The sequence below is a fragment of the Clostridium akagii DSM 12554 genome (assembly GCF_000686725.1).
Taxonomy (GTDB): domain Bacteria; phylum Bacillota; class Clostridia; order Clostridiales; family Clostridiaceae; genus Clostridium_I; species Clostridium_I akagii.
This window is the reverse complement of record NZ_KK366008.1, coordinates 457,303-481,751: the sequence shown is the minus strand read 5'-3', so window position 1 is coordinate 481,751 and position 24,449 is coordinate 457,303. Positions and strand designations below refer to the sequence as shown.

Below are 24,449 nucleotides of genomic sequence, written 5' to 3'. Positions count from 1 at the left end.
TAGTGAAAAAATAATAAAAGAGGCTGTTTCAAGCAGTTAGAAATTGCTAAGTAATTTCTAACTTTGAAACAGCTTCTTTCTTTTTTATAATAACACAACTATTTGCTTATTTTACTTTCGTAATCCTGAACCATTTTTTTAACCATTTGGCCACCAACAGAACCATTTTGTTTTGAAGTAAGATCTCCATTGTATCCTTCTGATAAAGGAGTACCTACCTCATGAGCTGCTTCCAACTTAAATTTATTTAACGCTTCCTTTGCTTCAGGTACTAAAACTCTATTTCCTCTACTTGCCATTAGTAAACATCTCCTTATAAATAATAATTTGTTTGTGTTACGTTAGTATATTGTGTAGTTTCTAAAATCATATCCTATGTAATTTAAGGTGCTTTTGGGATTAATTCAAAAGAGATGAGAAACAAAGGAAAACTACTTGTTGATAAAATTAAAATTAAATGTTACTCTTATCAAATGGGAATTATAATTATTTTAGAGAAAAGGTGATATTTTAATAATGAATAAACTTAAAAGATTTTTTGCGTATTACAAACCATATAAAAATTTATTTGCGGCAGATATGTTCTGCGCACTCATATTATCAGCAGTGGATTTAGCTTTTCCTATAATTGTACAATTTTTGCTCAATCATGTGTATATATTAAAAGACAAAAATGTTATATTGAGATATGTTTTAATACTTGGCGGGGCATTATTAGTTATGTATATAATAAGGTATTTTTGCCAATATTTCATAACTTCTTGGGGCCATATAATGGGAGCTAAGATGGAAACAAATATGAGGAGAGACCTTTTTGAACATTATCAAAAACTTTCTTTTTCATATTATGATAATAATAACACTGGAACGCTTATGTCAAGAATAGTAAATGATTTGTTTGACATATCAGAACTAGCACACCATGGGCCAGAAGATTTGTTCATTTCACTAATAAAGATAATAGGATCTTTTGCTATTCTTTTTAGTATAAATGTTCCAATAACATTTTTATTAGTATTTTTCACATTAGTAATGCTTTATTTTTCATTATATTACAATAAAAAAATGGAAGTAGTATTTATGAGTAATAGAGTGAAGATTGCAGATGTAAATGCAGTAGTTCAAGATACCCTTTCAGGTATAAGAGTTGTTAAATCATTTGCAAACGAAAAAGTAGAAGCGGCTAAATTTCGAAAAGGTAACTTGGAATTTCTAAAAACTAAGGAAAAAAGTTATTTTATAATGGGTAAATATTATAGTGGAAATAGTTTTTTTCAAGGAATGTTATATCTTTCTGTAATTTTACTTGGTGGAATATTTATAAGTAGTGGAAGTTTTAATGTTTCTGATCTTGTAATATATATATTGTATATAAATATATTTTTAAATCCTGTAGATAAACTTGTGAATTTCACAGAACAATTTCAACGAGGATTAACTGGATTTACCAGGCTATTACAAATACTTGATACAAATCCTGATATTGTTGATAAAAAAGGTGCGGTTAATCTTAATGATACTAAAGGTAATATTGAATTTAAAAATGTAACGTTTAGATATGGTGAAGGTTCAACAATACTTGATAACATAAATATAAAAATAGTTGCAGGCAAAAAGATAGCTATAGTTGGTCCTTCTGGTGGTGGAAAAACTACATTTTGTAGCCTTATTCCACGATTTTATGAAACTTCTGAAGGAAGTATAACTATAGATGGAATAGATGTAAGAGATATAAAACTAAACTCACTTAGAAACTCAATAGGTATTGTACAGCAAGAGGTGTATTTGTTTGGTGGATCTATAAAAGAAAATATTGCTTATGGTAAGGAAGAAGCCACGGATGAAGAAATACTAGAGGCTGCAAAGAGAGCTAATATACATGATTATATTATGGAACTTGAAGATGGTTATGATACCTTTGTAGGTGAGAGAGGAGTTAAACTTTCTGGTGGGCAAAAGCAGAGAATATCTATCGCTAGAGTATTTCTTAAAAATCCACCAATACTAATTTTGGATGAAGCAACTTCCGCTCTTGATAATGCCAGTGAAAAATTTATTCAAAATTCCCTGGAGGAACTTTCAAAGAATAGAACGACTATAGTCATTGCACATAGGCTTAGTACCATAAGAAATGCAGATGAAATTTTAGTTCTAACAGAGGAAGGAATTATAGAAAGAGGAAATCATGATATGCTTATGGAGAATGAGGGTATGTACGCTTCTCTTTATAATATGCAATTTGAAGTAATGGAGCAACGTTAAGAGTTAAGGGGATTTTGTCTTAACGAAAAATAAAAAAATATATAAAAGTAAGGCAGATGAGTTTACACATCTGCCTTACTTTTATAATCTATTATTCTGCATTAGCAGAAAATATTCATGAACTTGTAACTTTTAATTACTTACAGTGTTTTCTTTTGCTTTTTCCGAGTAATTATTTTATACACTATAAATCCAACAATTATTAGTACAACAGCTATATCTAAGTAATGATAATATGAACGAATAGTTTCCCAATTTTTCCCCATAGCAAAACCTAAATATACCAGAAGTGAGCTCCAGATTGCAGAACCAATAATAGTGTAAATGGTGAATTTAGCAAAATTCATCTTTGCAATTCCCGCAGGCAGGGAAATGAAGGTTCTAATAATAGGGAGAAGTCTTGATATAAATATTATTTTATCACCATACTTATTAAATAAGGCATCACTACTATCAATCTTTTCCTTTGAAAGGTGTAGTTTATCAGCATACTTTTCCACTAGAGGTCTTCCGCCCTTCGCTCCTATGTAATATGCGAATATGGAACCAGCAGTTCCTCCAGCAGTACCAAAGATTATGACAAGTATTAAATTTAATTGACCTGTAAAGCTGAGATAACCACCCAAAGGTAAAGTAATTTCGCTTGGTATTGGGATACATGCACTTTCAAAGAACATTCCAAAAAAAGTTCCGAAGTATCCAAGTTTTCCTAGTATTAAAATTAACAAGTTTATAATATGATTAACCAAATTAACACAATCCTTTCAGAACACGAGTAAAATTATTTTATTTATACACCATATTCATTTTAATGGTTAGAGAAACATTTTTCCACATAAATTTACGGAAAAGTAGGCGTTGTTATAAAAAATTTACAAAATGGATGTTGTTTAGACATTGTAGCATAAGTGAAATTATAGGATATTGGGGTGCATTGACAATAAATTATGGGTATGATAATATAATAATCGAATTGATTAGCCTTTAAGTTCAGTTCAGAGAGACTGGGAAGGTAGAACAGGAATAAATGAGTATTGATATCATTATGCCTTCCTTTAGGGGAAGGCATTTTTTGCACCTTTAAATTTAGTACAGAGAGACTAAGAAGGAGGATGAATATGTTAAAAGGAAGAAGTTTAATTGATCCTATGGATCTAAGCATTGAAGAATTAGACGAAATATTTAAATTAGCAGATAATATAATGGAAAAACCAGAGGACTATGAAAAAATAGCTTTTGGTAAAATATTGGCTACACTTTTTTATGAACCAAGTACTAGAACAAGATTTAGCTTTGAAACTGCCATGTTAAGGCTTGGCGGTCAAGTTGTTGGCTTTTCAGAACCAAATTCAACCTCAGTGTCCAAGGGAGAAACTGTAGCAGATACTATAAGGGTTGTAGGGTGTTACGCTGATATAGTTGCTATGAGGCATCCCAAGGAAGGTGCTCCTAAAATTGCGGCTATGTACTCAGAAGTACCTATAATAAATGCAGGAGACGGAGGTCATCAACATCCAACTCAAACATTAACTGATCTTCTTACAATCAAAAATATTAAAGGTAAACTAACTGATTCAACAATCGGTATATGTGGTGATCTTAAGTTCGGAAGAACAGTTCACTCACTTATTAAGGCCCTTTCACGATATAAAAACAATAAATTTATTTTAATCTCACCTAATGAATTAAAGATCCCAGATTATATAAAAAAAGAAATATTACAGAAAAATAATATTGAATTTGTAGAAGCCCATAAGTTAGAAAAAGTAATAGGGGACTTAGATATCCTCTATATGACTAGAGTTCAGAAAGAAAGGTTTTTTAATGAAGAGGATTATATAAGACTAAAAGATAGTTATATCCTAGACAAAGAAAAGCTAGAACTGGCTAAAAAAGATATGATAATTCTACATCCGTTACCAAGGGTAAATGAAATAGCCTATGAAGTAGATGATGATCCAAGGGCATGCTATTTTAAGCAGGCTAAATTTGGAATGTTTGTAAGAATGGCATTAATGGCAAAACTTTTGGGGGTGGCTTAATGATTACTATAAATAGCATAATTAATGGTATAGTTATAGACCATATTCAAGCAGGTCACGGCATTAAGATATATAATTATTTGAATCTTGAGGATGCAGATTTTCCTACTGCATTAATTATGAATGTAAGTAGTACTAAAAATAAGAAAAAAGATATAATTAAAATTGAAAATGATATAGATTTAGATTTTAAAATGCTAGGTCTTTTAGATCACAATATTACAGTAAATATAATTGAAAATGAAATAATCAAGGAAAAAATTAAACTTAGCCTCCCAAAAAAAGTTGAAAATGTATTGAAATGCAAAAACCCACGATGTATTACTTCTGTTGAGAAATATGTAACTCATGTATTTAATTTAGTAGATGAAGAAAAAGGAGAATATAGATGTGAGTATTGTGACGAAATTGTTACAATATAAAGAATTTAAAACAAAATAAACTGGTATACTTATTGTTTTATTGAAAGGATACCTAGGGAGGAATTTGTTTGGAACTTTTAATTAAGAATGGAAGAATAGTTGATTTTTCTCATGATGTTTTTGGCGATATATATATAAAAGATGGAGTGATCAAGGAAATAGGTCAGGGTTTAAAAAAGGATTGTGAAACAATAAGCGCAAAAGGGAAAGTGGTAATGCCCGCTTTTACAGATTTGCACAGTCATTTTAGGGATCCAGGGTTTACATATAAAGAGGATATTGAAAGTGGAAGCATGGCTGCGGTAAAAGGCGGATATACAGCAGTTAATCTCATGGGAAATACAAAACCTGTATGTAGCACTATGAAAACGGTAAATTATGTACTTGATAGGGCTAAGAAAATTGGACTTGTAGATATTAATCAAACAGTTAGTATAACAAGGGATTTAGAGGGAAAAGATATGACTCACCTTAAAGAACTTGAAAATAATATCAAATCTATATCTGATGATGGTAAAGGAGTATGTAGCAGTGAAATCATGCTTCAAGCTATGAAAATAGCAAAAAAGAAAGATTGGGTTGTTATGTCTCACGCAGAGGATATGGAAGTTACTCATGAAAGTACAAGACTTTCGGAAAATCTTATGACAATAAGAGATATAGAACTTGCTAGATTTACCGGAGCACATCTTCACCTTTGCCATGTAAGTACAAAAGAGGCAATGAAAGAAATTAAAAGAGCAAAAAAACAGGGATTTAATGTAACATGCGAAGTAACGCCTCATCATATAGCACTGACAGGGGAAGACAGGTATAAAGTAAATCCTCCACTTAGAGAAGAAGAGGACAGACAATATATTATAAAGGCTATAAAAGAAGGATATGTGGATGCAATAGGAACGGATCATGCACCACATACAAAAGAGGACAAAGAAAATGGGGCATGTGGTATATCAGGAATAGAAACTTCCTTTTCAATATGCTATACGGAACTTGTTAAAAACAACAATATAAGTTTAAATAAACTTTCAGAAATAATGTCTAAAAATCCTTCTGAAATATTAAAGTTTAATAAAGGTAGAATAGAGCTAGGATATGATGGGGATCTTGTAATTGTAGATTTAGAGAAAAAATATACGGTTGATTCAAAATCTTTTTTATCAAAGGGTAAAAATACTTGTTTTAATGGAATGCAATTATATGGTGTTGTATTAAGAACTATAAAAAGCGGGATAACTGTTTATAATATATAGAGGGAGTTTTTAAATATGATTATAGATAAATTATATGAAAGTGTTGAAAAAAAAGGACATGTTTGTTTAGGATTAGATACAGATCTTAGTTATTTGCCAGAAGATTTTTTAAAAAAATATGAGAATATTGAGGATGCATTATTCAATTTCAATAAAAAAATAATAGATGCTACTATTGACGTAGTAGCATGTTACAAGGTGCAGATAGCATATTACGAAGCCTATGGATTAAAAGGACTGAGTGCATATAAAAAGACTTTGGAATATTTGAAAAGTGAAAAAGTAATATCAATAGCAGATATTAAAAGAGGAGATATATCAAGGACAGCAGAAATGTATGCCAAGGCTCATTTTCAAGGGGATTTTGAAAGCGATATTATAACACTAAATCCTTATATGGGGTTTGATAGTATAGAGCCTTATCTTCCATATATAAAAGACAATGAAAAAGCCATCTTTGTTCTGCTGAGGACTTCAAACAAAGGTTCAAAGGATATTCAATACATAAGTAATTGTGAAAATAAGAGAGTTTATGATTTTGTTGGGGAAAAGTTAAGTGAAATGGGAAAGGATTACTTAGGTGAGTCTGGTTACAGTTCTATTGGAGCTGTAGTTGGTTGTACCACGGGTTTTGAAGGTAAAGAAATGAGAAATAAATTTGGCTCAACTTTCTTTTTAATACCAGGATATGGAGCTCAAGGTGGAACAGCAAAGGAAGTTTCAAATTATTTATCTCATGGAAATGGTGGTATAGTTAATTCTTCAAGAGGAATACTACTTGCTTATAAGAAAGATGATAATGGGGAAAAGAACTTTGAAGAATCTGCGAGAAATGCCTCTATAACTATGAGGGATGATATTTTAAGCCAATTGAAATAATTCAAAATAACAAATAGTTATTTTGACTATGACAATGCATTGTATTTAAATTTATGGAGGAAATCTATGAGTGAAAAGTATTTAGTAGAAAAAGTATATAGTAATAAAAAAATAGATGAAGATATTTATGAAATAAGCATTAAGGGAAAATTCGAAGGTTTGCCTGGTCAGTTTTATATGCTTAGAGGTTGGGACAGGGAACCTACGCTTTCACGGCCAATAAGTATTAATAATATTGATGAAGATAAAATAACTTTTCTTTATAGGGTTTTTGGACGAGGAACAGAAATTTTATCAAAACTAAAAGTAGATGATGAAATAAAAATAACGGGACCTTTGGGCAACGGCTTTGACATTGAAAAAATAAAGGGAAATATAGCAATAGTTGCTGGCGGAATAGGTATAGCTCCAATGAGGTATCTTATTAATAAATTAGAAGGTTGCAACATAGATTTGCACGTGGGATTTAGAAATAAGAGTAGAACTGTGGACAATGTGGAAAAAAATGTTAATAACTTCTATTTATCCACAGAAAATGGTGATGCTGGTCACAAAGGGTATGTTACAGATTTATTAAAAGTTGAGAATTACGATATGGTTTTATGTTGTGGACCTGAGATAATGATGACAAAAGTTGTTGAAATGTGCCGAGATAAAAAAGTTACTGTTTATGTATCTATGGAAAATAGAATGGCATGTGGCATTGGGGCGTGTCTTGTATGTACATGCAAAACTAAGAGTGGAAGAAAAAGATCATGTAAAGAAGGACCGGTTTTTTTAGGAGAGGAGCTTGTGATAAATGGCTAAAGTTAATATTTCAGGCATTGAGTTTAAAAATCCAGTAATTGCAGCTTCGGGTACATTTGGTTTTGGTAATGATTATAACAATTATTTCGATGTGGGAAGGCTTGGAGGAATATCTTCAAAGGGACTAACTTTAAACCCTAAGGAAGGTAATGATGGCATAAGGATATATGAAGTAGACGGTGGTATTATGAATAGCGTTGGTCTTCAGAATCCAGGAGTAAAAGCTTTTATAAAAGAAGAGTTACCAAAGATGAAAAAATTCGGGAATATAGTTATAGCAAATTTGGGAGGCTCTTGCAAGGAAGATTATGAAATTGGGATGGAGCTTCTAGACAAAACTAATGTGGATATAATTGAACTAAATATATCATGTCCTAACGTTAAGAGTGGTGGCATGGCTTTTGGAATAAAATCCAAGGTTGCCTATGATATTGTTAGTAGTGCTAGAAAATATTCTAAAAAACCACTTATGGTAAAACTGTCACCAAATGCTGAAGATATAGTTGATATGGCAGTGAAATGCACAGAAGCAGGAGCAGATTCTATATCCCTTGTGAATACTTTTAAGGCAATGGCAATCGATATAAATAGGAGAAAACCTGTATTTAATAATATTACAGCTGGTCTTTCAGGAGCAGGTATAAAACCATTGGCACTTAGAATGGTATATGAAGTGTCAAAGGCAGTAGAAATACCTGTAATTGGTATGGGTGGGATAATAACCAGCAGTGACGCTATAGAATTCATTATGGCAGGAGCTACTGCCATTCAAGTTGGTACAGCAAATTTCATTAAACCGGATATATGTTTAGACATAATAGAAGGAATAGAAGCATTTATGGAAAAAGAAGGCATAAAAGATTTATCAGAAATTACAGGAATTATATAAAATAAATTTTTTTAATAATAGGAGAGTGCGAAGCTATGGAGCAATATAAAAAGGATTTTATAGATTTTATGGTAGACTGTGGAGTACTTACTTTTGGAGATTTCACAACTAAAAGCGGTAGAAAAACTCCCTTCTTTGTTAATACTGGAAACTATACAACAGGCAAACAACTTAGTAAACTTGGAGAATTTTATGCCCAGGCTATTAAAGAAAATTTTGGCAGCCATTTTAATATATTATTTGGACCAGCATATAAAGGAATTCCACTTAGTGTAACTACTTCTATTTCATTAAACAATCTATATGATATCAATGTAGGTTACTGTTCAAATAGGAAAGAGGTAAAGGATCATGGTGATACAGGTATACTTCTTGGAAGTAAGATTAAATCAGGAGATAAAGTAGTTATAATTGAAGATGTAACTACGGCTGGTACTTCGATACATGAAACTATGCCAATTATAAAAGCTCAAGGCGATGTAGATGTGATTGGTTTAATAATTTCTGTAGACAGAATGGAAAAAGGAAAAGGTGCAAAGTCAGCACTAACTGAAATTAAAGAAGAATTTAGTATGAAAACTTGTTCCATAGTTACTATTGAGGACGTAGTATCCCATCTTTATAATAAAGGAATTGACGGCAAAATTTTAATTAATGATGAAATGAAAAAGAAAATATCCGAATATTATGATATTTATGGAGCAGAGTAAAAACTTTTCTCATTGATCAGGGGTTCTTATAAAGAGAATATAAATATTATTTATTCAATTACAAATTGTGATAATTTGAACCAAACTATTGATATTAATGTAGAATTAGTGTATGATGTAAAAGATAAAATGAAAATTAAATATAACCTTTAATTTTGGTCCTGTGAGGCTGAGAAGGTGAAATTGTATATATAAGTGGCATAACATAACTTTATGCATAACTTTGTTTTTGTACGCAAGAGCCTTCCTAATCAGGATATGGCTCTATTTTTATGTAAAAAATCAGGGTGTACAGTGTAAAATATGGGTTGACAGTAAAACTAGCAATATGATAATCTATGTATAAATATAAATTTGAGTGTATAAATATAAAATAATGTGGTTTTAATATAATAAAAGAGGTGTATTTTATGAAGGGCATACTATATTTAGAAGATGGAACAACATACGTTGGAAATGGTTTTGGAAAAGTAGGGACATCAGTTGGTGAACTTGTTTTTAATACTTGTATGACCGGGTATCAAGAAATACTCACGGACCCTTCCTATGCAGGTCAAATAATTAATATGACATATCCTTTGATAGGTAATTATGGTGTGAACAGCAATGAAAATGAATCTGAAGGAGTTTATGCAAAAGGGTTTATTGTAAAAACTGTTTGCACAGATCCATCTAATTATATGAGTGAGGGTAGCATAGATGGAATGCTCAAAGACAGGAATGTAGTTGGTTTATGCGGTGTGGACACAAGGGCTATTACAAAAAAAATAAGGAATACTGGTTCAATGAAATGTGTAATATCAAACCAAGAGTTTAATATTGAAAAACTCAAAAATATTATGGATGAAAAAGATATTAGTGAAAATTATGTAAAAATGGTTAGTACAAAAGAGAGTAAACACATTAAGGGTAGTGGCTTTAAAGTAGCAGTTATGGATTTTGGTGCCAAGGGTAATATTATTGAAAATTTAAAACAAAGGAATTGCGACATAACTATATTTCCATATGACACTAATTGCAATGAGGTTATGAGTATTAAACCAGATGGAGTTTTTCTTACAAATGGACCTGGAGATCCAAAGCAACTTAAAGGTGTTATAAATTCAGTGAAGAGTATAATAAATTCTGTACCAACCTTTGGAATATGTCTCGGACATCAAATCATAGCATTAGCAGTTGGTGGAGATACTTATAAACTTAAATTCGGACATAGGGGTGGGAATCATGGTGTCTATGATATAGAAAGGGATAAAGCATATATAACATCTCAAAACCATGGATATGCGGTGGATAAAAAAAGTGTTGAAAATAAAGGTATGATAATTACCCATAAAAATCTTAATGATGATACTGTGGAGGGTATGAAACATAACTCTTTACCAGTATTTTCAGTACAGTTTCATCCAGAAGGAGCTCCAGGACCAACTGATACAGCGTATCTATTTGATAAGTTCATTGCTATAATGGATAAAAACGTGAAAGAGGAAGCAATATAACTTAGGTATCTTCAAAAAAATAACAGGCAAGTATGCTAGTATATTTGATTTGTTGTTTTCTTTCAGATGCTTTAAACTTAAAAATATTGGAGGAAATAAATATGCCTTTAGATAAAACTATAAAAAAAGCTCTCATTATTGGTTCTGGTCCTATAATTATAGGTCAGGCAGCGGAATTTGATTATTCAGGTACTGAGGCTGCTAAAGCTATAAGGGAAGAAGGAATTGAGACTATACTTGTAAATAGTAATCCTGCAACAATAATGACAGATTATCATATTGCAGATAAAGTTTATATTGAGCCTCTTACAGTGGAAGCATTAGAAAAAATAATAGCAAATGAAGGACCTGATGGAATACTTGCAGGTTTTGGGGGACAGACAGCGCTTAATCTTGCAATGAATCTTAAGGATAAAGGCATTTTAGAAAAATACAATGTAAGGCTTTTAGGCGTAAACAGTGAAGCAATAAAGAAAGCAGAGGATAGAGAAGAATTCAAAAACCTAATGAAGGAGATTGGAGAACCAGTTCCTGAAAGTATAATTGCCACTGAGGTTGGCCAATGCATTAGATTTGTGAATAAATTTGGATTTCCAGTTATAATAAGACCTGCATATACCATGGGTGGAACCGGTGGTGGTATTGCTGAAAACATGGAACAATTGCAGAAGATTTGCAGTATGGGAATAGAAATGAGTCCAATTGGTCAAATACTTTTGGAGCAAAGCGTGGCAGGATGGAAAGAAATTGAATATGAAGTTATTAGAGATGGAAAAGACAATTGTATAATTATTTGCAATATGGAAAATCTTGATCCAGTTGGAATACATACCGGGGATAGCATTGTAGTTGTACCATCGCAAACACTTAGAGACACAGAATATCAAATGCTTAGAAAAGCTGCTATAAAGATTATAAGAAACCTTAAAATAGAAGGTGGCTGTAATATTCAATATGCCCTTGATCCTAAAAGTAATAATTATATTGTTATTGAGGTAAATCCAAGAGTTAGTAGATCAAGTGCGCTTGCATCTAAGGCAGCAGGATATCCAATAGCAAAGATTGCATCAAAAATAGCAATTGGTTATAGTTTGGATGAACTGAAAAATTATGTCACTAAAAATTCAAGTGCTTGTTTTGAACCAACACTTGATTATTGTGTTGTAAAAATCCCCAAATGGCCTTTCAACAAATTTGACACAGCATTTAGAACCCTAGGTACTCAAATGAAAGCTACTGGAGAGGTAATGTCCATTGATAGAACGTTTATTAATGCACTGTTAAAAGCGGTTACGTCCTTAGAAGAAAAAATAATTGGCTTAAGGCTTGATTACCTTGAAGAATTTACTACTGAGGAACTGGTTGAAAAAATAAAACTTCAAGATGACGAGAGAATATTTGCTATAGCTGAAGCTATGAGAAAGGGACTAACAATAGATAAAATTCATAATATAACAAAAATAGATTGCTGGTTTTTAAGTAACATTAAATCAATAATAGACATGGAAGTAGTTCTGAAGAAAAATAATTCAGAAGACAATATCATAGAAGCAAAAAAAATGGGTTTCACTGTAAAAGAAATAAGCAGAATTACTGGAAAAGATGAAGCATTTATAAGAAATATATTAAAAGATAATAATATATTGCCAGTTTATAAAATGGTCGATACGTGTGGTGGTGAGTTTGATGCAGATACACCGTATTTTTACTCATGTTATGAAGATGAAGATGAAGACGTCATTGACAACGATAAAAAGATAATAGTTATTGGATCAGGGCCAATAAGGATAGGACAGGGAATTGAATTTGACTATTGTTGTGTCCATGGAGTTTGGGGAATAAAAGAAGCTGGTTATAAATCAATAATAATAAATAACAATCCTGAAACAGTAAGCACGGATTTTGATACAGCGGATAAACTGTATTTTGAATCTTTATACATAGATAATGTGTTAGATATTATTGAAAAGGAAAAGCCATATGGCATTATTGTTCAGTTTGGTGGTCAAACAGCAATTAATCTAGCAGAAGTAATAAGCAAAAGGAATATTAATATACTTGGAACTTCCTTTGAGTCCATAGATCTTGCTGAAGATAGAGAAAAATTTAGTAAACTTTTAAATGATATAGAGATACCTCTTCCAGAAGGAGTGTCAGTTACAGATATGGATGGTGCATATAAAGCAATAGAAATTTTAGGATATCCTGTAATAGTAAGACCTTCTTATGTTATAGGTGGTAGGGCAATGCAAGTTGTCCACGACAATAAGACACTTGAAAAGTACATGACTGATGCGGTTAATTTATCATCAGATCATCCTGTACTTATTGATAGATATGTTAAAGGTACTGAAATAGAAGTGGATGCAATTTCAGATGGCATAGATATATTGATACCTGGAATTATGGAACATGTGGAAAGAACGGGTATACATTCTGGAGATAGTATAACCATGTATCCTACAAGAACTCTTTCAAATGAGGTACTTAAAACACTTGAAAGTTATACAAAACGAATTGCTAAAGCTTTAAATATAAAAGGATTATTTAATATACAATATGTGTATGATGGAAAGGATGTTTATGTAATTGAGGTTAACCCAAGAGCTTCAAGGACGGTTCCAATTTTAAGTAAGGTAACTGGAATCCAAATGGTAAAGCTCGCTGTTGAAATAATGCTAGGCAGTAAAGTTAAAGACCTCGGCTATGGGTGTGGACTTATTAAAGATAACAAACTTTATGCTATTAAAGTACCAGTTTTCTCCAATGAAAAACTTGTGGATGTTGATACATATCTTGGACCAGAGATGAAATCCACAGGTGAGGTATTAGGGGTTGGCAATGATTTTGAATCTGCAGTATATAAAGGTTTCTGCGGGGCAAATTATATTATACCTTCTGAAGGAAATATATATGTTGCTTTAAAAGATTTAGATAAAGAAGAGGGAATAGACATAATAAAAAATTATGTGAAAATAGGGTTTAATATCTACGCATCTTCAGAAACTGGAGATTATTTAAATAAAAATGGTGTTAAATGTAATTTATTAGAATTACAAGATGCAATTGATAGTTTGGGCAATATGAATTTTAAATTTATAATAAATTCACCTACTAAAGGAAATATGTTAGAAACTTTGGGATTTAAGCTTAGAAGAAAGGCTACAGAACATAGAATACCAGTATTTACTTGTATTGATACAGCCGATGTATTCTTGACGGCAATTAAATATAAGCTTTCAAATAATGAAGTTGAATATAGTCCCATGAGTAAATATTTTGTAAACAAGCAGTAAAATGCTTTTAAATTTATTGAAAAATTGATATAATTAATTTAATTATTAATACAGAATCTTATAGAGTGGAGTTGTCCACTCTGTTTTTTTATTATGAAAAAATTATTAAAATCATTAACAATGAGTTATAATAAGTGGTGATAAGTAATAAGTTAAGGAGGGTTCAAAGTGGGAAAACCAAGTATTTTTAGCAGTGAATATCAAAAAAGAATGAGAAGAAGAAAAAAGAAAACCATTATTGGTATTATTTCTATTATAGTAGTTTTTGCAATAGTAATGATTGTATCTAAGACTAATCTAAGTGGCATAGGCAAAACTTTGGGGAATATTACAAAGAGTGGTAGCAATAAGACTACCAAACAAGAGAGTAATCCAAAAACCGTAGTAAAAAAAGAAAAAATAGTAAAGAAGAATAATGTGCCAACTAAAAAAGTTGATACAGGAAGTTTTGTAGTTACTATGCCAAGTGGAAAACAAGCAAAAATTGTATATGATAATACTACAGTGGCAAAAGTTATTAAGAGTGTTGATAATAGCGATTCAGACTTAGATTATAATATAAATCCATCAAGTTCAGCAGTAATTTTGTTTCAAAAAAGCACCCAGGATGTTATACTTGCAAATTCAGATGGAACATCATCAAATATAACGAATTTGTCCTATGTTTCTGGAGGCGGACAAAGTTTTGATAAGGCTACCGTGTTAAAAAACAATCCAACATATATATGGGTTCAATCACCTAAATTTATAGATGACAGTAATATAGCATACATAACACAACTTCCTTGGTTTAATAAGAATGATAAATATATTTGGAAGTTTAATGTTCAGAATAAAACTAATATGAATACTAACATTACTGGATTAAATGTGCAGATAAACAATGTTACTGCACAGGGACTGGAGATTGTAACTGATAATAAAACACAATATTTAAAGGGAGACGGCTCTTTAACTAATTAAAGGAGGTGACCAGTATGAATATAGGGTTGTCTTCAGCTGTATTTTATCCAAAGGTAGAGACGGAGGATAGCATTGAAATAATATCAAGTCTAGGTTTTAAATGTGCGGAAATTTTTTTAAACACACCATTGGAATTTGAAAATAATTTTATAGAAGTACTTAAAGATAAAAAGGATAAATATGGGTTGAAGATAAATAGTGTGCATAGTTTTTCACCTTTGTATGAACCATATCTCTTTGACTCATACAAAAGAAGAAGAACAGACATGCTGAAGTATTTTCAGAAGGTTTGCAAGGCTGCAAGTGTTTTAGGAGCTAGTTGCTATACTTTCCATGGCATGAGAAGAACAGATATAGATGAAATTGATTTTAAATTAATATACGATGTGTATGATACACTTACATATATTGCTGGAGAGAATGGTATTAAACTGGCACAAGAAAACGTGGATTGGTGCATGTCAAGTAATTTAGAATATTTGGATATGATAAAAACACATACAAAATATCCATTGTATTTTACATTTGATATAAAGCAAGCTTACAAAACTAAAATACATCCTTTTAAATATCTAGATATAATGGATGAAAATCTTATTAATTTTCATGTAAATGATAGGGATAAGGATCATATTTGTTTATTGCCAGGAAAGGGAACTGTTGATTTTATATCTATATTTGATAAAATAAAGGCACATAAGTATTCAGGAAATGTTATAATAGAAGTATATGGAAACAATTACAATTCATATAGTCAGCTTACAGAAGCTAAAGATTTTTTAGTTAAATATATATAGCAATGTATTTAAGAATTAATTGTAGGCGTAAAGATAATTTAAAACATATGAAGTTATAATTGTAAACCTAAGCTTTTTTGTTATATAATATATGAAAGATTCATTGATGAAAGGCTTACAATTAATGTTTGTAAATACATAATAATGTGTTATAATGTTAAAGTTAATAAGCTTTCACTTGATTAGGAGGAATTTACGTATGAATGCAAAATTAGAGAAATTGGAAAATAACGTCGTTAAATTTGAAATTACAGTTGAGTCAGCGAAATTTAATGAGGCTGTTAAAAAAGCATATAAGAAAAATAGTAAAAAGTATGATGTACCAGGTTTTAGAAAGGGTAAAGCACCTTTGTCTATAATTGAACAGTATTTTGGAGCAGGTGTATTTTATGAAGATGCAGTGAATTTTTGCTGTGATGATACATATCCAGCTGCACTAGAGGAAAATAATATAAAACCAGTTGATTATCCTGAAATTGATATAGTTGAAATCGGAGAAGGAAAAGATCTTGTTTATACTGCTAAAGTTACAGTAGTTCCAGAAGTAGAACTTGGAGAATACAAAGGCGTAGAAGTTAAAACGGTTAAATATCCAGTAACTGAAGAAGATATAGATAATGAATTAAAAGCTATGCAGCAGAAAAATGCTAGAATTGAGACAAAGGAAGCTGAAAGTGTTGTTGAAAATACTAACATTGCAGTAATAGATTTTAAAGGATTTATTGATGGAACACCTTTCGAAGGCGGCGAGGGTACTGACTATTCATTAGAAATAGGTAGTGGAGCTTTCATAGGAAACTTTGAAGAACAGCTTATAGGACTTAAAAAAGGCGATACAAAAGATGTAGAAGTAAGCTTTCCAGAAGAATATGGTAAAGAAGAATTTAATGGCAAAAAGGCTTTATTTAATGTAACAATAAAAGAAATTAAAGTCAAAGAATTACCAGCACTTGATGATGAATTTGCAAAGGATGTTTCAGAATTTGATACATTAGAAGAATTAAGAAATGATTCTAAGAGTAAATTTGAAGAAACAAACAGCAAAAAAGAAAAAGATGAATATGAAGACGCTGTTATATCAGCTGTATGTGATAATGCAAAGGTTGATGTACCAGAAGTTATGATAAAGAGTGAAGTTGATCAAATGGTTAAGGAATTAGAAAGTAAATTGAGTTATCAAGGGTTAGATCTTAAATCATATTATGAATTCACAAATAGTTCGGAAGAAAAAGTTAGAGAATTCATGGGAGAAACTGCTGAAAAGAGAGTAAAAACAAGATTGGTACTTGAAGAAATAGTGAAAAAAGAAGATATTAAAGTAACAGAAGAAGAACTTCTTGTTAAGGCAACAGAACTAGCTAAGCAGTATTCAGAAAAAGACGATGAAAAGATGGCTAAGATGCTTCTTGATGCTCAAAGAAATATTTTAGAACATGATGTTGCAAATGAAAAAGTTATTGATTTACTAGTTAATAGTAGTAAAACTGTAGAATAATAAAAAGTAAAAAGGTATTGATTATTTACTGTATTATGTTAGCATAATATAAAGAGGTTAAATATTAGATGATTTAGGCAATATTTTAAATTGTCATCTTGTCATATGGGAGGGATTTTTATGAGTTTGGTACCTATGGTAGTAGAACAAACAAACAAAGGAGAAAGGTCTTATGACATTTATTCTAGACTTCTAAAAGATAGAATTGTATTTTTAGGAGAAGAAGTAAATGATGTAACAGCTAGCTTAGTAATAGCACAGCTATTGTTTTTAGAAAGTGAAGACCCAGATAAGGATATCAACCTATACATAAATAGTCCAGGTGGATCAATAACCGCTGGTATGGGTATTTATGATACAATGCAATATATAAAAGCAGATGTTTCAACAATCTGTGTTGGCATGGCAGCATCAATGGGTGCATTTTTATTATGTGCTGGTGCAAAGGGAAAAAGATTTGCACTTCCTAATAGTGAAATAATGATTCATCAACCTCTTGGAGGATTCCAAGGTCAAGCAACCGATATTGGAATACATGCTGAAAGAATTCTCAAAATAAAAAAGAAATTAAACACGATTTTTAGTGAAAGAACAGGCCAGCCTCTAGAACTTATCGAAAAGGATACAGAAAGAGATAATTTTTTAGATGCTGATGAAGCTAAAGCTTATGGATTGATAGATGAAATATTTACAACAAAAAAGAAATAACCTTTAAGTGAGGTGTAAAGATGGCAAAATTCGATGATAAAAAACAGTTAAGATGTTCTTTTTGTGGCAAAAGTCAAGATCAAGTTCGAAGACTTATTGCAGGACCTGGAGTCTATATTTGTGATGAGTGCATAGAGTTATGTTCCGAAATAATAACTGATGAATTTGAAGATACATCTTCAGTAGAAGTGGGATCATTACCAAAGCCAATTGAGATAAAGAATTATTTAGATCAATATGTAATTGGTCAAGAAGATGCTAAAAAATCATTAGCTGTTGCTGTATATAACCATTATAAAAGAATTAATTCTAATGTAAGTGGTGAAGAAGTTGAATTACAGAAAAGTAATATACTTTTACTCGGACCAACAGGATCTGGTAAGACTCTTTTAGCACAAACTTTAGCTAAATTTTTAAATGTACCTTTTGCTATAGCTGATGCTACAACACTAACAGAAGCTGGATATGTGGGAGAAGATGTAGAAAATATACTTCTTAAACTAATTCAAAATGCTGATTATGATGTGGAAAAAGCTGAAAAAGGTATTATATACATTGATGAAATTGATAAAATAGCTAGAAAATCAGAAAATCCATCAATTACTAGAGATGTTTCAGGTGAGGGTGTCCAACAGGCATTATTAAAGATTTTAGAAGGAACTACAGCTTCTGTGCCACCTCAAGGGGGAAGAAAACATCCTCATCAAGAATTTATACAAATCAATACTACTAATATATTGTTTATATGTGGTGGTGCATTTGATGGGGTTGATAAGATAATAGAAAACAGAACAAGAAAAAGTTCTTTGGGTTTTGGTGCGGAAATCATGTCAAAGAAGGAAAAAGACGTAAGTGTACTTCTAAAAGACCTTATGCCAGGAGATCTTCTGAAATTTGGATTAATACCTGAATTTGTAGGAAGACTTCCAATACTTGTTACGTTGGATGCATTGGATGAAGGAGCATTGATTGAAATATTGAGCAAACCTAAAAATGCTTTAGTAAAACAATACAAAAAATTATTCAAGATGGATAATGTTGAACTTGAATTTGACAAGGAATCACTTATTGCAATAGCAAAAGAAGCAATAAAAAGAAATACTGGTGCAAGAGGATTGAGGGCAATAATAGAAGATATGATGAAAAACATCATGTTTGATATTCCTTCAAGGAAAGATGTAAAAAAAGTGTTAGTAAAAGAAGACACTATAAGTACCAAACAGCCTGAACTGGAATTGGATGAAAGTGTAGTTGTGGTTCCAGAACCTGTAAATAAAACTGAAGATATAACTAAGAAAAAAGGACCAGAAACAGCTTAGTTGTTAAATTATTAGAGGAGAGTAATTATTACTCTCCTCTTTTTGTGGAATATATTGCTATGAAAGTGTAAATAATAATAACAAATAGAAAATTATGAAGGGAGGAGGAAATTGTCTCAAAACAAGAAAAATATATGCTTATTCTGGTGAAATTAATTGTTTTGAGAGTATTTCCAAATTAATATGATGATACTATTGTTGGTAGCAGAATTATTTTTCACACTAGTCATAGGGATATATTTTTTTAATCTACTCAAAAGTCAGCGGACATCTAAAATTGTAATAAATAAAGAAAGCAAAAATGAAATGGATAATTTGAATGCACTAAGGAAAATTAAATTGACAGTCCCACTTACTGAAAAGAGCAGACCCAAAAACTTTGATGAGATTATAGGTCAAGAAAAAGGAATAAAAGCGTTAAGGGCAGCTATATGTGGTCCTAATCCTCAAAATATAATAATATATGGACCTCCGGGCATAGGTAAAACAGCAGCAGCAAGGCTTGTTCTAGAAGATGCAAAAGGGATATACTATTCACCATTTAATAAAGATGCAAAATTTGTTGAAATTGATGCGACTACGGTTAGATTTGATGATAGAGGAATAGCAGACCCACTTATAGGTTCGGTTCATGACCCTATATATCAAGGAGCAGGAGCACTAGGCGTTGCTGGAATACCACAGCCTAAACCAGGAGCCGTAACTAAGGCACATGGGGGTATATTGTTTATTGATGAGATAGGTGAACTTCACCCAACTGAAATGAATAAACTGCTTAAGGTTTTAGAAGATAGGAAAGTTTTTTTTGACAGTTCCTATTATAATTCAAATGATAAAAATATGCCAAATTACATAAAGGAAGTATTTGAAAATGGATTGCCAGCAGATTTTAGGCTTATAGGTGCAACAACACGTAGGCCTGAAGAACTATGCCCTGCATTAAGATCCAGGTGTGTAGAGATATTTTTCAAACCATTACAATCAGAAGAAATAAAAAAAATAGCGCTAAACTCAGTAAATAAGGTTGGTACAAAGATTGAAAAAAAAGCATTAGAAATGGTGAGTATGTACTCTAATAATGGCAGGGATGCTGTTAATTTAATACAATTAGCATTTGGGATAGCACTTAACGAAAAAAGAGATAAGATAACAATACAAGATATTGAATGGGTTATTGAGAATGGTGAATATTCACCGAAAATTGATAAAAAAATAAATGCAACACCACAGATCGGATATGTAAATGGCCTTGCTGTGTATGGACCTAATATGGGTGCTGTTATGGAAATAGAAGCAAGTGCGATTAGAGTATTAAATAAAAAAGGTAACATTAAGGTAACAGGTATAGTAGATGAAGAGGAAATTAAAAGTGCTAATGGCAAAATTATTAGAAAAAGCAATGCTAGATGTTCTGTGGAAAATGTAATGACAATGTTACAAAAAAAATTCAATTTAGCATGTGATGATTATGATATACACGTGAATTTCCCGGGTGGGATACCAGTAGATGGTCCATCGGCTGGTATTAGTATTGCTACAGCTATATTTAGTGCAATTAAAGAAATGTATGTAGATAATAAAATAGCAATGACAGGAGAAATATCGTTATATGGAAAAGTAAGACCAATAGGAGGAGTTAAGGCCAAAATAGATGCTGCTATAAAAGCAGGAGCAAATACAATAATAATTCCTAAGGAAAATTGGCAGGAAAATTTCAAAAAAATTAAGGGTGCAAAAATTCTTCCCGTATCTAGTATTAATGAAGTTTTCAATTTTGCATTTGTAAATAACAAGCAAACAGAAAAAATACTAATTGGAACACAGGCTGAGGTTTTATTGGCTGACAATGAAAAAACCTCAAATAAAAATTATAATCAAGTTTATAGTTGAAATCAAATTTACACAATTGAAAAAAGTTGATTTTAAATGTATAATGTATTAGACTATCTACACAATTAGTATAGCAATTGAAAGTGAGGGGAGAAAAATGAGTGATGATGTTAAAGTTCTTCCTCTAATACCACTGAGAGGTATAATTATATTTCCTTATATGGTAATGCATTTTGATGTTGGAAGAGAAAAATCTATTCTTGCTCTAGAAGATGCAATGGTGAATAAGCAGGAGGTTTTTTTAGCTGCACAAAGAAATGCAAAAACCGAATCACCTGAAGCAAGTGACATATATTCAACAGGTACTATATGTACAATCAAACAAATATTAAAATTACCTGGTGATACAGTAAGAGTTTTAGTTGAAGGGGAAAAACGAGGAAAAATTAATGCTTATGTTGAAAACGAACATTTCATGAAGGTTGAAATAGAAGAAATTGAAGATAATAATTCTATTAAAGATAATGAGAGTATAGCATTAACTAGAATGGTAAAAGAAAGTTTTAGTTCTTATATAAAACTTTCAGGAGCAGCACCAAATGATACATTGATTTCTCTAGATGAAGAAGAGGATTTAGGAAGATTTGCAGATACAATATGTTCCTACTTAGTTGTAAAACAAGAAAAAAAGCAAGAAATATTAGAAGCAACAGAACCAATAAAAAGATTGAATATAATTTTAGAGGTTCTAAACAGTGAAATAGATATTCTTGAAGTGGAAAAAGAGATAGGAAATAAAGTTAAAGATAAGATAGAAAAAGGTCAAAAAGAGTATTACCTAAGAGAACAAATTAAAGTAATGCAAGAAGAATTAGGGGAAGATGACGAAGATATAAAGGAACAAAAAAAATATAAAAGTAGAATAACTAAAGCAAAGCTTCCTAAGGGTATAAAGGCCAAGGCAATATATGAACTAAGTAGACTTAAAAATGCTGGTAGCTTTTCATCAGAAGGTGGAGTCATTAGGAATTATCTTGATTGGATATTGGATTTACCTTGGAATATTAAAACTGAGGATCATATTGATATAAAAGAAACTAGAAATATACTAAACAAAGAACATTATGGTATTAAAGAAGTTAAAGATAGGATAATTGAATATCTTGCAGTTAAGCAGATGAGTAATTCAATAAAAGGGCCAATTTTATGCCTTGTTGGTCCACCAGGAGTAGGTAAAACATCTATAGCAAAGTCAATAGCACATGCTTTAAATAAAAATTTTGTGAGAATGTCTCTTGGTGGAGTAAGTGATGAAGCAGATATAAGAGGTCACAGGAGAACATACGTAGGAGCAATTCCAGGTAGAATCATTTATAGTATGAAAGAAGCAAAGTCAATGAATCCGCTATTTTTATTAGATGAAATTGATAAAATGGGTGATGGATATAAAGGGGACCCTGCATCGGCTCTTTTAGAGGTATTGGATTCAGAGCAAAATTATAGTTTTCGAGATCATTTTATGGAACTAGATTTCGATTTGTCTGATGTTATGTTTGTGACTACTGCTAATAATTTGGATACAATTCCTATTCCACTTTTGGATAGAATGGAAATAATAGAGCTTTCTGGATATACTTCAGAAGAAAAATTTAACATTGCAAAAAATCATTTAGTGCAGAAGGAATTGGAAGAACACTCTTTAGATAATGGGGAAATCATATTTACTGATAATTCATTAAGTTGTATTATTGATAACTATACTAGAGAATCAGGGGTTAGAAATCTTGAAAGGAAAATAGCAGCTGTTATCAGAAAATCTATTGCTGAAATGGTAGAAAAAGATAAAAAATCTGCAACAATTACCACTGCACTTGTTAAAAAATATTTAGGATCAGATATGTATACTTATGATAAAATTGATAAAGAAGATAAGATAGGGGTAGTAACAGGAATGGCATGGACTGGCTATGGTGGAGATACATTACCAGTAGAAGTTGCAGTTATGCCTGGGACTGGTAAGCTTTCGATTACAGGACAAATTGGAGATGTAATGAAAGAATCTGCAGAAGCTGGATTTAGCTACGTACGAACTAATGCTAAGAGATATAGCATAGATGAAAAATTTTATAAAGAAAAAGATATTCATATTCACGTCCCTGAAGGAGCAGTTCCAAAGGATGGTCCTTCAGCGGGAGTTACAATTATAACTGCTTTAGTTTCAGCGTTAAGCAATCGAAAAGTCAAACATAACGTTGCAATGACTGGAGAGATAACCCTTACAGGAAGGGTGCTTCCAATAGGTGGACTTAAGGAAAAATCTTTAGCTGCCCATAGAGCTGGAATTGATACTATAATAATTCCAAAGGAGAATGAAAAAGATTTGAAAAATATACCCAAAACAGTTACAAATAAAGTTAATTTTATACTAGCAGAAAAAGTCGAGGATGTTATAAATAACGCATTGGTTGGTGAAGATAATAATGGAAATTAAACAAGCTGAATTTATAATTTCAGCTGTAAAATTCGAACAATTTCCTGTAGACGGATTACCAGAAGTCGCATTTATAGGAAGATCAAATGTAGGAAAATCTTCTATAATTAATGCAATTACCAATAGAAGAAAATTAGTTAAAGTGAGCTCAACACCAGGAAAAACAAGACTTATTAATTATTTTATGATAAATAATAACTCATATTTAGTTGATTTGCCAGGGTATGGATATGCGAAAATATCCAAGGAAGAGAAAAAAAGTTGGGGTAGCATGATAGGCATCTACCTTACAGGAAGACCAGAACTTAAGAAGGTAGTCCTATTGGTGGATTGTAGAAGAAAGCCCAATGCTGATGATTTGTTAATGTATAATTGGGTTAAGCATTATGGATACAAATGCATGATTGTTTCAACTAAAAGTGATAAGCTCACCAAAAGTGATCTTCAAAAAAGTGAAAAGGTAATAAGGGAAACATTTGGACTTGGAAAAAATGAAGAAATTTATTTTTATTCTTCACTAAAAAAGGTTGGAACAGAGGATTTACTAGATCATATTTATAATGACGTTTTATAAATCAAATATTTTAGAAAATTATTATTAAAATATTTATAATGTTGAATAAAAAACTAAAATAAGGGCATCATAATAAATGTAATTGGAGATAATATCTCCATTAGCGTGAGATAAAGGTAAAACTTTTGTCTTATGCTAAACCCCCCATCCCCCTTGGGACCGTAAAACGGTCCCTTTTTTATTTTTTATGAATTTTTTTCACTTTAGCTGAAAACA

The 24,449-nt window shown here is 31.3% G+C and carries 20 protein-coding genes; 18 read left to right on the top strand and 2 right to left on the bottom strand.

Annotation, left to right across the window (positions count from 1 at the left end; translation table 11 throughout):
* Positions 1-98: 98 nt before the first annotated feature.
* Positions 99-299, bottom strand: coding sequence for an alpha/beta-type small acid-soluble spore protein (locus BR66_RS0120735; protein WP_026884634.1), 201 nt, complete (start codon positions 297-299; stop codon positions 99-101).
* Positions 300-516: 217 nt separating this feature from the next.
* Between BR66_RS0120735 and BR66_RS0120730 the strand changes: the two genes are divergently transcribed.
* Positions 517-2,262 carry an ABC transporter ATP-binding protein gene (locus BR66_RS0120730; protein ID WP_026884633.1) on the top strand — a complete coding sequence of 582 codons (1,746 nt, stop codon included), beginning with the start codon at positions 517-519 and terminating at the stop codon, positions 2,260-2,262.
* Between the two features lie 140 nt (positions 2,263-2,402).
* Here BR66_RS0120730 and BR66_RS0120725 read toward each other — a convergent pair whose 3' ends face one another.
* Positions 2,403-3,011, bottom strand: a complete 609-nt coding sequence (locus BR66_RS0120725) for a DedA family protein (protein WP_026884632.1) — start codon at positions 3,009-3,011, stop codon at positions 2,403-2,405.
* Positions 3,012-3,380: 369 nt separating this feature from the next.
* On the opposite strand from BR66_RS0120725, the gene pyrB reads away from it, so the two are divergent.
* The 17 genes from pyrB (at position 3,381) to yihA (ending at position 24,233) form a co-directional block, all read left to right on the top strand.
* Positions 3,381-4,304, top strand: a complete 924-nt coding sequence (pyrB, locus tag BR66_RS0120720; RefSeq protein WP_026884631.1) for an aspartate carbamoyltransferase — start codon at positions 3,381-3,383, stop codon at positions 4,302-4,304.
* A complete protein-coding gene (locus BR66_RS0120715; RefSeq protein WP_026884630.1) occupies positions 4,304-4,726 on the top strand; it encodes an aspartate carbamoyltransferase regulatory subunit in 423 nt (140 codons plus the stop codon). The genes pyrB and BR66_RS0120715 overlap by 1 nt, the downstream gene beginning before the upstream one ends.
* 68 nt (positions 4,727-4,794) lie before the next feature.
* Entirely contained in the window at positions 4,795-5,979 is a 1,185-nt protein-coding gene (locus BR66_RS0120710; protein ID WP_026884629.1) for a dihydroorotase, read from the top strand.
* Positions 5,980-5,994: 15 nt separating this feature from the next.
* On the top strand, positions 5,995-6,858 hold the full coding sequence (gene pyrF, locus BR66_RS0120705) for an orotidine-5'-phosphate decarboxylase (protein WP_026884628.1): 864 nt from the start codon (positions 5,995-5,997) through the stop codon (positions 6,856-6,858).
* Between the two features lie 66 nt (positions 6,859-6,924).
* Positions 6,925-7,665 (top strand): dihydroorotate dehydrogenase electron transfer subunit, encoded by a 741-nt coding sequence (locus BR66_RS0120700; RefSeq protein WP_026884627.1) that lies wholly within the window; start codon positions 6,925-6,927, stop codon positions 7,663-7,665.
* Positions 7,658-8,554: a dihydroorotate dehydrogenase gene (locus BR66_RS0120695; protein WP_026884626.1), complete on the top strand. Its 897-nt coding sequence runs from the start codon at positions 7,658-7,660 to the stop codon at positions 8,552-8,554. Before BR66_RS0120700 ends, BR66_RS0120695 begins: the two co-directional genes overlap by 8 nt.
* 35 nt (positions 8,555-8,589) lie before the next feature.
* Positions 8,590-9,264 (top strand): orotate phosphoribosyltransferase, encoded by a 675-nt coding sequence (pyrE, locus tag BR66_RS0120690; protein WP_026884625.1) that lies wholly within the window; start codon positions 8,590-8,592, stop codon positions 9,262-9,264.
* A gap of 410 nt (positions 9,265-9,674) precedes the next feature.
* Positions 9,675-10,760 (top strand): glutamine-hydrolyzing carbamoyl-phosphate synthase small subunit, encoded by a 1,086-nt coding sequence (gene carA, locus BR66_RS0120685; protein ID WP_026884624.1) that lies wholly within the window; start codon positions 9,675-9,677, stop codon positions 10,758-10,760.
* Positions 10,761-10,861: 101 nt separating this feature from the next.
* A complete protein-coding gene (gene carB, locus BR66_RS0120680) occupies positions 10,862-14,056 on the top strand; it encodes a carbamoyl-phosphate synthase (glutamine-hydrolyzing) large subunit (RefSeq protein WP_026884623.1) in 3,195 nt (1,064 codons plus the stop codon).
* Between the two features lie 168 nt (positions 14,057-14,224).
* On the top strand, positions 14,225-15,019 hold the full coding sequence (locus BR66_RS0120675; RefSeq protein ID WP_026884622.1) for a hypothetical protein: 795 nt from the start codon (positions 14,225-14,227) through the stop codon (positions 15,017-15,019).
* A 14-nt stretch (positions 15,020-15,033) separates the two neighbouring features.
* Positions 15,034-15,816 (top strand): sugar phosphate isomerase/epimerase family protein, encoded by a 783-nt coding sequence (locus BR66_RS0120670; protein WP_026884621.1) that lies wholly within the window; start codon positions 15,034-15,036, stop codon positions 15,814-15,816.
* Between the two features lie 199 nt (positions 15,817-16,015).
* Complete coding sequence (gene tig / locus BR66_RS0120665) at positions 16,016-17,311, top strand: trigger factor (protein ID WP_026884620.1); 1,296 nt, start codon at positions 16,016-16,018, stop codon at positions 17,309-17,311.
* A gap of 120 nt (positions 17,312-17,431) precedes the next feature.
* Positions 17,432-18,019 carry an ATP-dependent Clp endopeptidase proteolytic subunit ClpP gene (gene clpP / locus BR66_RS0120660; protein ID WP_026884619.1) on the top strand — a complete coding sequence of 196 codons (588 nt, stop codon included), beginning with the start codon at positions 17,432-17,434 and terminating at the stop codon, positions 18,017-18,019.
* 20 nt (positions 18,020-18,039) lie between these two features.
* Positions 18,040-19,338 (top strand): ATP-dependent Clp protease ATP-binding subunit ClpX, encoded by a 1,299-nt coding sequence (clpX, locus tag BR66_RS0120655; RefSeq protein ID WP_026884618.1) that lies wholly within the window; start codon positions 18,040-18,042, stop codon positions 19,336-19,338.
* A 183-nt stretch (positions 19,339-19,521) separates the two neighbouring features.
* Positions 19,522-21,228, top strand: coding sequence for an ATP-dependent protease LonB (gene lonB, locus BR66_RS24415; protein WP_051624330.1), 1,707 nt, complete (start codon positions 19,522-19,524; stop codon positions 21,226-21,228).
* Between the two features lie 97 nt (positions 21,229-21,325).
* On the top strand, positions 21,326-23,659 hold the full coding sequence (gene lon, locus BR66_RS0120645) for an endopeptidase La (protein WP_026884617.1): 2,334 nt from the start codon (positions 21,326-21,328) through the stop codon (positions 23,657-23,659).
* Positions 23,649-24,233: a ribosome biogenesis GTP-binding protein YihA/YsxC gene (gene yihA, locus BR66_RS0120640; RefSeq protein ID WP_026884616.1), complete on the top strand. Its 585-nt coding sequence runs from the start codon at positions 23,649-23,651 to the stop codon at positions 24,231-24,233. The genes lon and yihA overlap by 11 nt, the downstream gene beginning before the upstream one ends.
* Positions 24,234-24,449 lie beyond the last annotated feature (216 nt).